10 protein-coding genes and 1 other annotated feature are annotated in these 13291 nt (G+C 43.0%); of the genes, 2 read left to right on the plus strand and 8 right to left on the minus strand.

From position 1 onward, the window contains the following. Positions 1-13 precede the first annotated feature (13 nt). On the plus strand, positions 14-952 hold the full coding sequence (locus tag MHZ95_RS17185) for an MBL fold metallo-hydrolase (RefSeq protein WP_239392020.1): 939 nt from the start codon (positions 14-16) through the stop codon (positions 950-952). An 845-nt stretch (positions 953-1797) separates the two neighbouring features. Here MHZ95_RS17185 and MHZ95_RS17190 read toward each other — a convergent pair. The 4 genes from MHZ95_RS17190 to MHZ95_RS17205 form a co-directional block, all read right to left on the minus strand. Continuing rightward, positions 1798-3336 carry a pilus assembly PilX N-terminal domain-containing protein gene (locus MHZ95_RS17190; protein WP_239392021.1) on the minus strand — a complete coding sequence of 513 codons (1539 nt, stop codon included), beginning with the start codon at positions 3334-3336 and terminating at the stop codon, positions 1798-1800. Between the two features lies 1 nt (position 3337). Next, a complete protein-coding gene (locus tag MHZ95_RS17195; RefSeq protein ID WP_239392022.1) occupies positions 3338-3778 on the minus strand; it encodes a PilW family protein in 441 nt (146 codons plus the stop codon). Continuing rightward, the gene (locus tag MHZ95_RS17200) at positions 3778-4227 is read right to left on the minus strand and encodes a hypothetical protein (RefSeq protein ID WP_239392023.1); all 450 of its coding nucleotides are present in this window, start codon (positions 4225-4227) and stop codon (positions 3778-3780) included. Before MHZ95_RS17200 ends, MHZ95_RS17195 begins: the two co-directional genes overlap by 1 nt. Positions 4228-4478: 251 nt before the next feature. Beyond that, positions 4479-7124, minus strand: a complete 2646-nt coding sequence (locus MHZ95_RS17205; protein ID WP_239392024.1) for a valine--tRNA ligase — start codon at positions 7122-7124, stop codon at positions 4479-4481. Between the two features lie 41 nt (positions 7125-7165). Then, positions 7166-7410, minus strand: a binding site (T-box leader). A 67-nt stretch (positions 7411-7477) separates the two neighbouring features. Here MHZ95_RS17205 and MHZ95_RS17210 point away from each other — a divergent pair. Beyond that, positions 7478-7669, plus strand: coding sequence for a hypothetical protein (locus MHZ95_RS17210; RefSeq protein ID WP_239392025.1), 192 nt, complete (start codon positions 7478-7480; stop codon positions 7667-7669). Here MHZ95_RS17210 and MHZ95_RS17215 read toward each other — a convergent pair. The 4 genes from MHZ95_RS17215 to MHZ95_RS17230 all read right to left on the minus strand — a co-directional run bounded on the left by MHZ95_RS17215 (position 7637) and on the right by MHZ95_RS17230 (position 13097). Next, positions 7637-8413: a hypothetical protein gene (locus MHZ95_RS17215; RefSeq protein WP_239392026.1), complete on the minus strand. Its 777-nt coding sequence runs from the start codon at positions 8411-8413 to the stop codon at positions 7637-7639. The two genes, MHZ95_RS17210 and MHZ95_RS17215, sit on opposite strands and share 33 nt — an antisense overlap. A gap of 177 nt (positions 8414-8590) precedes the next feature. Continuing rightward, on the minus strand, positions 8591-9580 hold the full coding sequence (locus MHZ95_RS17220; RefSeq protein ID WP_239392027.1) for an ABC transporter substrate-binding protein: 990 nt from the start codon (positions 9578-9580) through the stop codon (positions 8591-8593). A 399-nt stretch (positions 9581-9979) separates the two neighbouring features. Continuing rightward, positions 9980-11536 (minus strand): ABC-F family ATP-binding cassette domain-containing protein, encoded by a 1557-nt coding sequence (locus tag MHZ95_RS17225; RefSeq protein WP_239392028.1) that lies wholly within the window; start codon positions 11534-11536, stop codon positions 9980-9982. A gap of 124 nt (positions 11537-11660) precedes the next feature. After that, positions 11661-13097 carry a cryptochrome/photolyase family protein gene (locus MHZ95_RS17230; protein WP_239392029.1) on the minus strand — a complete coding sequence of 479 codons (1437 nt, stop codon included), beginning with the start codon at positions 13095-13097 and terminating at the stop codon, positions 11661-11663. Positions 13098-13291 lie beyond the last annotated feature (194 nt).

Genomic DNA, 13291 nt, shown 5'->3' on the forward strand with positions numbered 1-13291 from the left:
AGGGGGAGAAATCATGCTCGAACAATTAGGGATAACGCTACTCAAAATAGACTTACCTTTCCGGCTAAATCATGTGAATTGTTTTATGGCAGAGGGGGAAAACGGCTGGACACTGATCGATACCGGCTTGAACAATGAACCGACAAGGGCACTTTGGGCCGAACAGCTTCGCGATAAAGAAGTGACAGACCTATTCATCACCCATTACCATCCAGATCATTTCGGCTATGCGGGCGGCCTTCAACAGAAGACCAATGCCCGCGTTTCCATGACAAAAACAGATGCCGAAGCAGGTTTTAAAGTCTGGACGGATGCCTATATACAAAAACTCTTTCAAAACTATCAAACTGCCGGAATTCCGAACGAAACTGCGCTTCAAATGGTCAGCAACACAGCGGAGTTTCAGCAACTTGTCACACCCCAACCAACAATCCATCATTATTTCACGGAACATGAAAAAGTGCCGATCGGTCATTATGAATATGAAGTGATTGCCGCACCCGGACATTCCGATGGCATGGTCTGCTTTTATAATGCTGAAAAAAGCGTATTATTGTCAGCGGATCATATTTTACCGAAAATTACACCGAATATTTCGTATTGGTTTCATGGGGATGACAATCCATTACAGTCCTATCTCACTTCACTGAAAGAAATGAAACAGCTAGATGTCGCTTACGTAATCCCTTCACACGGAAAACCGTTTTACGGAGCTAATGATCGAATCAATGAACTATTGAAACATCATGAGGAACGATTGGAAGAGACCATCGCAGCAATCGGTTCCGAATCGACCGTCTACGAAGTATGTAACCGACTGTTCCGCCCCGGTTTGACAGTGCACGAAACGCGCTTCGCCATCGGAGAAACGGTCGCCCACCTCGAATACTTATGGCATGACGGGAAATGCCATAAGGAATTGAAGGATGGCAAGTGGATTTACTTTGTGTAAGGGGTTGCAAGGATGCCAGGTGTCGGCAAAATGTGCGAGTGTGATTCTATTGAAAAACCGGCCGAGGAATCATCGGATTCCTCGGCCGGTTTATTCAACTCGCTTATCATTCGTATCACCGCTTATGACAATGGTCATTAGTGAAGATACTTTTTAATCTCCTCTACCATTTGAGCTTCCAAAATTTCATCAATTAAAAGTTCTAATGTGATCTGGTGATCTGTCCAACTTGAAAATTCCTTCTTGGATTTCCTTAGGAACCGTATAAAACTTTTTTTGTCAATAATTGAATTGTTGTTTTGGCTAATGCTTGGGTTTCCACGATTTCCATACCTTCTTCTCTCCACATATCAGCTAATGTCATCGCTATTTCACTCCCTTCAGGATAGTCCTTTTCAAATTGTTTAATGATTTTTTCTACATCTTTTTTGTCAAATCCTTTGCGCCACTAAAGATATACTGCATTATCGTTTCAAAATATTCCATCCCTGTTTACTTATCTTCCAATTCCTTCAAGCATTGGATGTTTGACATTTTACAAAACTCTATTTGCAATCGGCAAAACTATAGTCTACCTAGAATACTGACTACACAACGGAAAATGCCAAAAAGTATGGAAGGATGGCAAATGAATTTACTTTGTGTACGGGACTACAAATGCCGTAAATTACCGAAATGTGCGAGCCTTGGATTGTGCCTGTTCTTGCCACTCATTTCTAGTTAGGAAATGGGCACTTCATGGTTTCTTAATTATCGGAGTCGATTTAGAACCTAGAACCTAAAATTTCATTACTAGATTCGTCTCTGTGCACTTCGTCACATTATACACTGGTACTGAACAGTAGTTACTCACTTTCTATTAAATCCCCCTTTTTCAAGTGAAAACTATCAAATCCACTTGTATTGTTTTCACCTGAATTATCCCCTGTATCCGAAGCAAAATCGTCTTCAAAAGGCTTTTGATAGCGTACTTCTCCATTTCCTGAGACATTAATCGACTTCCCTATAATAACACCATAAACTTTCCCACTACTTCTCACTTCAAAATGTGCATTTGGAGCAAAATATAACGATGGTTGAATATTCCCACCGCCTTCTACAATAAACGAACTACCACCTGACAAAATACTACCATATATTGCGTCACTACCTCCTACTGAAATATTTGCCTTTTCTGCAAATATTGATCCATAAATTCTAGTATCACTATTAAAGTGAAGGTTCGAGCCTCCAAAGTATATTTCAAGTTTTCCATTAGGTGCCTGTGCATTCAACGTCGCGCTGCCAGCTATAGTAAACTTATTTTTCACATATAAAGTTAGCTTCCCTGTTCCTTTAATAATAATGTCGGCATGACCCGAAACATCTAACTCATCCAAAACAAGTTCCCTATCAGTACCTCCTACGTCAATTATCAATTGGTGACTTCCACCGACTTTCAAAGTTCCTAAAGATGAATTTTGATTAAGTATCATCAAAGTATTTCCAGCAAGTTTTGATCCATCTCCACCTAAGTTAGTCGAAAAAGAATATCCATTTAATCTTGGATATGTCGGTATCTTTGGGAAAGCTGGAAGTCCTGGAAAGCCCCTCATTTCCATTCCTTTAGCACTAGGAATTCCGCTCATCCAAGTTGGTTTTTTTACAGCAATTCCTTCAGATCCAATGGGTACGTAAATAGATCCAGTAAATTTACTCCACCCCGGACCCACAACTCCTCCATCACCGATAGTTATACTATTAGCGCCAGCATTTAAAATACCGATATTTCCGGAAATAATCGCACTATTTAATGAAATATTCTCTTTTATATAAACTCCTATTCCTTCCGGGTAATCTATAGGGTTACTAGGCGGATCTTTAATCTCAGGCGGATCCAAAGTAATGATTATTTCCTGTATAACGGTACGTGTTTTTTGACCGATATTTCCCGTTGATTCAATTTTATATTCTAATGGACCATCTGTTTTTACTGGAATAACTATTACTTCTGCCTGTGGCTGTTCACCAAAACTCATTTCAAAAACATTCATTTTTTTTAACTTTGTATCCATTTTAGATTTGACTTCCGTATAAAATCTTTCTTCAAAATTAAAAAGTCTTTTCTCTACTGCATTTAAACTACTATACTGATCATTTATCGTTTCAAATGCTTGTTTTACATTCCCCTCAATCTTGTAGAGCCTATCTGTAGCTCCTGCCTCGGCAATATAAAACACCGATTGATCATCATGTTCGCTCGAAGATATTTTCAATGAGTTCGATGCAACAGTAATAATACTTACTCCAATAATTGATAAAACAACAAGTACCATTAAAACACCAACAAGGGTAAAACCGCGATTATTTTTTATTGAAAACCCAATACTTTCATAATACCGCAAATCAATCACCCCTTCTCAGCGTTATTCCGGTTTTAATTTTTTCACCTGTCATACTTTCAATTTCGATATTCACTTTACTAGATGATTTTTTTATATAAAATCTTTTAATATCCTTAACTAAAGGGGTTCCTTCTTTATTTTCTATGGACTGAGTGTCGCTGTTGTATTTGTATTCAATTGAATCAGACAATCTGATATGATTATCCTTTGCATCAACATTTTCGATTACACGCGCATTCGCTTTTCGAATTTCCCGCGTAATCACCTTCGCGGCATATGTTACATCATATAAATGCTCTGTTTTTTCCAGCTGACTTTTATATTGTTTTTGACCGAATAAATGGACATTTGAAATCAGAAGGAAAATAATAGTCCCTGTCACTAGGACAGCAAGTAATTCAACTAATGTGAGTCCTTTTTCGTTGCTTAGATGCTTGTGCATTATTTATCCGCCTTCCACACTAGGACATTTTCCATTTTTGCTCTAAGAATTTTTTTAGGATCTTCATATACCTCTACAATTATACGTGTCATCGTTCCAGTCTTATCCGCTAATCTTACCTTTACCCATCGATCTGTAGTTTCATTTCTTTTCTCAAATACAGTCCATATGCCCTCAGTTACTTTTTTCTCATAAGCCAAGCTTTCAATAGCAGTTTCTCTTTGGCTAAATGTTGTACCCGTGCTAACAGCATATATATTTTCCATTTCAGTTTGAGCTAAATAAGTAGCATCAATAATATGTTCAGATGCCTTATTCACTTTAGCCGATTGCAAAAAGAGCATGAGAAAAGTCGTTAATAATAAAGTTAAAATCACAATAGAAGCCAACACTTCCACCAGCGTCAATCCATTTTCCCCTGTGCCCTTCTTTCGTTTGGTTTTTCCCAATCCTATCATCCTTTTTATTAGTAATATATAGACGTTTTATCTCCATGCAAAACAACTAGTCATAAGAGCCTATCTATGCATCTTTAAAACTACTAACCTAATATGTTGTAATCCTTTTATCCTCTTATACAAGTCTATTTTATCACAATAGGGAAATTCGCTACTAAAATGAAGTTGAACATTCGGTGAGGAATTTTGAATATGAAAAGAGACCCTGTCACGATTTCGTGACGGGGTCTCTTCCTTTAAATTTAAATCTCCTTCAATTCCTGCATACGACGCTCAACTGCTGCGTACTTTTCTAGATAGTCCTTTTCTTTGGCGCGTTCTTCTTCGACGACGGCTTCGGGTGCTTTGGACATGAAGCGTTCGTTGGAAAGTTTGCCTTGGACGCGTTTGACTTCGCTTTCCCATTTGGCGAGTTCTTTTGTCAAACGTGCAATTTCTTCGTCGATGTTGAGCAGGCCTTCAAGCGGCAGGAATAGTTCTGCGCCTGTGACGACGGCGGACATCGATTTGCCTGGTGCTGTGATGCCGTTGCCGATTGTGAGTGTTTCCGGGTTGCAGAAGCGTTCGATGTAGCTGCGGTTCGCTTCTAGGACGACGACGGTTGCGTCGTCTTTTGCGGAAATGTACAATGGCACTTTTTTGCTCATTGGCGTGTTCACTTCTGCGCGGATATTCCGTACGGCACGGATGATGTCCATGAGCAGTTTCATATCGCTTGCGCGGGATGCATCCGTTAACGCTGGATCGGCTACTGGCCAAGCTGCGACTGTGATGGATTCACCTTCATGCGGTAGATTCTGCCAGATTTCTTCCGTGATGAACGGCATGAATGGATGCAGGAGACGCATCGTATGATCTAATACGTAGGCTAGAACGGAGCGAGTCATTTTCTTCGCTGCTTCGTCTTCGCCGTACAATGGCAATTTCGCCATTTCAATGTACCAGTCACAGAAATCATCCCAGATGAAATTGTAGAGCGCACGGCCGACTTCACCGAACTCATATTTATCGGCCAGTTTCGTCACTTGCTCGATTGTTTCGTTCAGGCGTGTCAAAATCCATGCGTCGGCTACTGATTTTTCGCCGGACAGATCGATTTCATCGTATGTCATGCCGTCCATATTCATCAATGCAAAGCGGGATGCATTCCAGATTTTATTGGCAAAGTTCCAAATGGACTCCACTTTTTCGTTGGAGAAACGCAAGTCCTGTCCTGGAGATGAACCAGTCGATAGGAAGTAACGAAGTGCGTCCGCACCGTATTTATCGATGACATCCATCGGGTCGACCCCGTTTCCGAGGGATTTGGACATTTTTCGCCCATCTTCCGCACGAACGAGTCCGTGGATCAAGACATCTTTGAATGGGCGTTGTTCTGTAAATTCGATTCCTTGGAAAATCATTCGGGATACCCAGAAGAAAATGATGTCATAGCCCGTTACGAGTGCATCTGTCGGGTAATAGCGTTTGAATTCTTCATTGTTCACATCAGGCCAGCCCAACGTCGAGAATGGCCATAAAGCAGAAGAGAACCAAGTATCCAATACGTCATTATCCTGTGTCCAATTTTCAATATCCGCAGGTGCTTCGTGACCGACATGCACTTCGCCTGTTTCGTTATGATACCAAGCCGGGATGCGATGGCCCCACCAAAGTTGACGGGAAATACACCAATCGTGGATATTTTCCATCCAGTTTAAATACGTCTTTTCAAAACGTTCAGGCACGAAGTTGACTTTTCCTTCTGCCTGTTGCAGTTTGATCGCTTCATCCGCAAGTGGCTGCATTTTTACGAACCATTGCGTCGACAGATACGGCTCGACAACTGCACCACTACGCTCGGAGTGACCGACAGAATGCAGATGGTCTTCGATTTCGAATAAAACGCCCATCTCTTGTAAGTCTTTGACAATTTGCTTACGGCATGCAAAACGGTCCATGCCTTCGTATTTGCCGGCAAGATTGTTCATCGTACCGTCTTCGTTCATAACGAGGATGCGTGGGAGATTGTGGCGGTTCCCGATTTCAAAGTCGTTCGGGTCATGCGCCGGCGTAATTTTCACCGCACCGCTACCGAATTCCATATCGACATAATCATCTGCAACAATCGGGATTTCACGACCTACAATCGGCAATTTCACCGTTTTTCCGATCAAATGCTTGTAGCGCTCATCTTCCGGATGAACCGCAACAGCTGTATCACCGAGCATCGTTTCCGGACGTGTTGTCGCAATTTCGATACTACCCGTGCCATCCGTAAGTGGATAACGCATATGATAGAATGCACCTTGCACATCTTTGTGAATGACTTCGATATCGGATAAAGCCGTTTTCGTCGCCGGATCCCAGTTGATAATATATTCGCCGCGATAGATGAGGCCTTTTTCGTACAGTTTGACAAACACTTCTTGAACCGCTTTGGAAAGCCCTTTATCAAGCGTAAAGCGCTCGCGTGAATAATCAAGCCCAAGACCGAGTTTCGCCCATTGCTCACGGATATGGCCGGCATATTCCTCTTTCCATTTCCAAGTTTCTTCAACAAATTTTTCACGGCCTAGATCATAACGGGAAACGCCTTCTTCACGCAATTTCGCTTCAACACGTGCTTGCGTAGCGATACCGGCATGGTCCATTCCAGGAAGCCATAATGCATCGTATCCTTGCATCCGTTTCATACGTATTAAAATATCTTGCAATGTCGTATCCCAAGCATGCCCGAGGTGTAATTTCCCCGTCACGTTCGGTGGTGGAATGACGATGGTATACGGTTTCTTATCACTTTCAGGCTGCGCTTCGAAAAATTTCCCTTTCAGCCACCATTCGTAACGACCCGACTCGATCGACTGCGGATCATATTTTGTCGGCATCGACAAGTTTTCATTAGACATGTTTTTTTCTCCTCCTTGAATACAAAAAAACTCCTATCGCCTTAAAGGACGAAGGAGTTGTTCGCGGTACCACCTTTATTCGTGCACAGGAAAAAAATTGTGCACCTCACACTTCGATAACGGCTTCAAACCGGCTTCCGCTACTGGCTCATTTCGTTTCAGAAATTCGTCGGTTCACGGAAACTGCTCACGGATGACTTTCCGAGAATCGTTTACGGGCCCTTTCACCACCGGTGCCCTCTCTTTGCTAAACAGATTCACATACTCTTCCGATCAATGCATCATTATGCAGTTGACAACATTGTATCGAAAGTGCAGGTTGCTCGTCAAGTCTAATACGAAAGGATGATGGAATGCGAAAAGGTTATAATCCTTACTTACTGCCACCTTGGCTTCGGAAAACACGATTTTATTGTAAAGGGATTATCATCCCGATCTGCGTTTTTCAACTGATCCGGCTGTTGATCGTCCCGACGACCGGCGACTTTTTATTGCTCTGTCTGCTTTGCGGTTTAGCTTTCTTGCTTTACAAAAACATCATTTGACCGGAATAAGGTCGTTGAAACGCCGTCTTCCAATCCCGCGATAAATGACAGTGCTTCATCTTCGTATTCAACATACGCACTGTCATTTATGGCGACCGCAGTAGCGGTGGCCGCGTTGTCTTCTTCCAACGCCACCTGCTCTTCCACTTCTTCTGCTTGGGCAGTCATCGTCGGTGCTTCTGCTTCTACGGTCTGTTCCGCTTCTTCAACAATGGCGGCTGTTGGTGGTTCTTCCACCACTGCAGCGGTTGCGGATGGCTTTTCTCCAATGGCGAATGAAGAGGAGTCTACCACCGATGCAACAGCTGCGGGCGCTTCCGCTTTCGCAACAGACTCCACGTACGAGCACTCAACATCCCAAACGACGCTAAAGGAACCTTGTCCGTCCGATTCGTTCGTCGCAGATGTTGTCACCACTTGTATCGGATTTCCGGCTTCAGGTGGCAGATCGATATGAAGCGGTACAGCATATTCAAAATACCCCCCATTTCCCTCCAATTCCACATCATCGATGAGAATTGCTGAATTCAGCGTCTCTTCCGCCCGCTCCCCTTCTCCAACGCTTTCTCCCTCTTCAAAAAGGACATTGGCCGCAATATGATAAATACCTGTCAATCGAACGCCGTCTGCTGTACGCTCCTCGCTAAACATCGGGGTTACGCTGACCACTTCCGCGCCTGCCGGTATCCCGACATTCCCCGGAAAAATAAAATCTTCCTGCATTGTCCACTGTTTGATTTCCATGGAACCCCTCCTCTATTCCTTCACAAACAATTGTATGCGCGGGCATTGGAGGTTAGAAGAATTTTTATGCTTGCTGGAAATTTGTTTTTGCACAACTTAGCAAAAAAACACCGCGTCCTAAAACAATTCGAAATTGCTTCAGAACCCGGTGCTTCATGTAAAGGATGAGACAAAGATTCACTCGTTATTTTCTTGATGTCTGTCAATCAGCATATTGACGAATAAGTCAATTTGTCCATAAATGGCTAACGGGTCATACCGATAAAACGTATCAAAGTCATTGTAAAACACTTGATTGTTTTGCATCGCATCCAACCCTTGCCAAATAGACGAATCCTTTAAATTCTTTAATGCCTCCCCTTTTTTCTCAGGATCATAAGTTGTCAAAAACATATAATCCGCCGCATAGTCCGGCAATACTTCCATGGACAGCTGAAGGGTTTGTTCTTCGTTCTCATTTTTATGAGGCAGTTTTAATTCCAATGCATTGTAGAGCGCTTGTCCCCCGCGTCCTGCATTATCGCCGAAGATCCATAGCTCGCCTTTGTCGGTCAACTCATAAATGCCGAATGTTTCATCCGCATCGATGATATCCGCAAGCTTCTCTCTTCCTTCTTTCGCTTTCTGATCGAATTTACGCATGAACGATTCCGCTTCCTCATGATTGCCAGTAATATCTCCGAATAGTGCAACCGTTTCTTGAATGCTCGTCGCGGTACCGTATGGAATGTGTAGCGTCGGCGCAATTTCTGAAAGTTGCTCGTAATTTTCATCATACATGACTACAATTAAATCCGGATCCAGCCCGAGTACTTTTTCAACATTGACAGGTTGACCGATCTCGACGGCATCTTTCAATAAATCCTTGATAAATGGATTATCAAATGCTGTTGGCTCAACTCCTACGACATTCGCACCCACAGACAGCAACTCGCCACCGTAGAAATCAGTGACTATCCGCAGCGGCTTTTCTGGAATCTCAACTGGCCCCTTGACTGTCTCGAACGTCCGGGTGGCATCGCTTTGGTGCACTGTTTCCGACTCTTCAGCACCCTTCTCCGTATCTACAGAGGAAGCATTTTCCGGCGTTTTGCTACAAGCTAGCAAAACAAAAACGAGGCTGAACAGCATTGCGGTCATCATTATGTATCTATGTTTCCTCATCATCTCTCAACTCCATGCATTCATTTTTATTGATAACGATTATCACTATCAATCAATTATGTTAGAGAATCCACAAAGAGATGTCAATAGAAATAGAAAAAACCTCTGAACTGATCAATCACGCCTCGGCGTGATTGCGTCCAGATTTTGAATTGCGAATCGAACAGCGTAGGGTTCGATTTGCCTTAATTTCTGCATTTTCTGCAGAAATTAAGGCACTTAGATAAGCGCAATTAACTCCCTTCAAAATCTGTGACATCCGCCGGAGGCTTAACTTGAGTCAGCAGGGGTTTGAAACTCCACTTGATTGAAATACATTCTGGTAGTCATTCTGCCACTTATAGATGAAGCGAGGAACTTCTGCTGAATCAAGTTATACTATTCAGAGGCTGTTGCTATGCATCAAAACATTTTAGTCGTCCACTGTTCACCATTCCATACGTCTGTTACAAGCCCTTCATAAAAATCAGGTTCGTGTGAAATTAATAAAACACTGCCTTTATATTCTTTCAAGGCGCGTTTCAATTCCTCTTTTGCATCATAGTCCAGGTGATTGGTCGGTTCGTCAAGGACGAGCAAATTCGTTTCGCGATTGATTAATTTACATAAACGCACTTTTGCCCGTTCTCCGCCACTTAACACCTTCACTTTACTTTCGATATGTTTTGTCGTCAATCCGCATCGGGCTAACGCTGCACGTACTTCGTATTGTGTGAAATGTGGAAAGGCTTCCCAAATTTCTTCAAGACAAGTACGGTTATTGTCCGAATTCGATTCCTGTTCGAAATACCCGACTTCCAAATGATCACCGAGCTCAACAGAACCTGCGAGTGCCGGGATTTCGCCAAGAATGCTTTTCAACAGTGTCGTTTTCCCAATGCCGTTCGCACCCGACAAAGCGATTTTTTGACCGCGTTCCATCGTCAGATTAAGCTCCTTCGACAACGGTTCATCGTACCCGATGACGAGCCCTTTTGTTTCAAACAAATATCTTCCCGGTGTTCGCGCTTGTTTGAAGGTGAATTGCGGCTTCGGTTTTTCCGCATCCAATTCAATGACATCCATCTTATCCAACTTCTTCTGGCGGGACATGGCCATCCGGCTCGTTGCGGCATTCGCTTTGTTCCGTGCCACGAAGTCCTTCAAATGGGCAATTTCCTTCTGTTGCTTCTTGAAGGCGGCTTCCACCTGCTGTTTCTTCATCTCATGTACGCGTAAAAACTCATCATAATCCCCTGCATAGCGGGTAATCTGCTGGTTCTCCATATGGTAGATGAGCCCAATCACACTATTTAAGAATGGAATATCGTGGGAGATCAGAATGAACGCATTTGGATAGTTCTGCAAATAATTACGCAGCCATTCGATATGCTCAACGTCCAAATAGTTCGTCGGCTCATCAAGGAGAAGAATATCAGGTTTCTCAAGCAACAGCTTCCCAAGCAGTACTTTTGTCCGCTGCCCTCCACTTAAATCATGCACGTCCCGGTCCAGACCGAACTCATTCAACCCGAGTCCGTTCGCCACTTCTTCCACTTTGGAATCAATGATGTAGAAATCATTGTTTGTCAGCTCTTCTTGTATTTCACCTGTCTCTTCAAGCAGCACTTCCAATTCATCCGCATCCACTTCGCCCATCTTGGCAAAAAGTGCGTTCAGTTCGGCTTCCCGATCATACAAATACTGAAATGCCGTCCGTAGCACATCACGGATGCTCATCCCCTGCTTCAACACAACATGCTGATCCAAATAGCCGATCCGCACCCGCTTCGCCCAACTCACCGTTCCCGCATCAGGCTCCAGCTTGCGCGTAATAATATTCATGAACGTGGATTTCCCTTCACCATTCGCTCCGATTAGCCCGATATGCTCCCCTTGCAATAAACGGAAAGAGACGTCATCGAAAATCGCACGATCCCCGAATCCGTGGCTTAAATTTGTTACCGTCAATAAACTCATCTATTTTACACCTTTTCCTTCATTCAGAATGATTCTACTTGTCTGGCACTGCCTACAACCATGAAAAGTCGAATCTTATTCATTATATAAGGATTTCGTTGAGGAGGATAGAGTAAACAATTGATTACTTATTTTTCACTTTCGCAAATGCTTCCAATGCACGGCTTCTGGCTAATGAGTGATCGACGATTGGACGCGGATAAGTCTTTCCAAGGTCGATGCCGGCTGCAAGTAATTCTTCTTCCCGCGCTTTCCACGGTTCATGGATATACTTCGTCGGCAGTTTGGAAAGTTCGGGAAGCCATTTACGAATATACTCGCCCTCCGCGTCAAACTTCCGGCTTTGGATAATTGGATTGAATATGCGGAAGTAAGGGGCTGCATCGATTCCCGAACCCGCTACCCATTGCCAGCCCAATGCATTATTTGCAACATCGAAGTCAACAAGTGTTTCTTGGAACCATCGGGAACCTTCAACCCAGGAAATGAGTAGATGTTTAATTAGAAAGGAAGCAACAACCATGCGAATCCGATTAGGCAGCGAACCTGTCTCCCATAGTTCCCTCATGCCGGCATCCACCAACGGGTAGCCTGTCAGCCCTTTTTGCCATCTTATAAACTCTTCATCAGTTCCTTGCCACGGAAAAACGTTGAACTGTTCACGGAGAGGGGTATAAGGCATCTTCGGGAAATGTATGAGCTGATGATAAGCAAATTCACGCCATATTAATTGCCTTAAAAAAGCATCGATGGAGCTGTTCATATATGCTGCCGTTTCCGTATCATTCAGTCCCTTAGCGGAATGCCAAATTGCTCGGACACTGATATCTCCCCAGGCCAAATGAGGCGATAGCAATGAAACTGCGTCTGCTGAAGGGATATCGCGCCCTGTTACATAGCGGCTAAGTCCATCCTCCATAAACTCTTCCCATCTGGCAATAGCTCCCTTTTCTCCGGGTACCCAATAGACATGAAACTTATCAGCCCAATGGTTTGTAGATAGCAAACCCATTTCATCGATACGTAGCGAAGGAATGTGCTGGTCATATCCGATCATATCCTCAGGGACCCGCAATGGACGCAACACCGTTTCCTGCATCGTTCTTTTCCAAAATGATGTAAAAACTTTGTAAGGCTCATTCTTTTTATTCAATAAATCACGAGGAGAAAACAACAGATTCGATTGAAAAGATCGCACCTCTATCCCGTTTGAAATAAGACTTGTCCGAATCACATCATCCCGCATTACACAAGAGGGTTCATATCTTTCACTAAAATAAACAGCCTCTGCATGGGTCTGTTCAATAATAGTGAGTAACTCTTCCAAACTGTTCCCGCGCCTGTATATAAGTGATAAATCCTTTGTTTCAAGATTTTGCTGTAATGCAAGCAATGAATGAAGGAGCCACCATTTAGATGCTTCGCTCGTTTGATATTCCTTTTCTTCCTCTTCCGACCAGATAAAAACAGGAATAACAACCCCTTGCTGAGAAGCTTCCCATAATGCGGGATTGTCATGTATACGTAGATCTTTCCTGAACCATACAATTATTTTTCTCACCAATTTAATGTATACAGTACTTCTGGTAGATTATAGGAGATGACAAATATCTTATTAACTTGTATTGATTTTGAAGCTTCCATATTTCCCTCCGATGATATGACTTTCTAAGTATAGTTCACGAGTTGGATTTTAATATAAATAGTAACTTCCCCTCCCAAAGGAAAGAGAAGTTCGATGGAGACCAATTTTGA

The organism is Sporosarcina sp. ACRSM (genome assembly GCF_022346545.1).
GTDB lineage: Bacteria > Bacillota > Bacilli > Bacillales_A > Planococcaceae > Sporosarcina.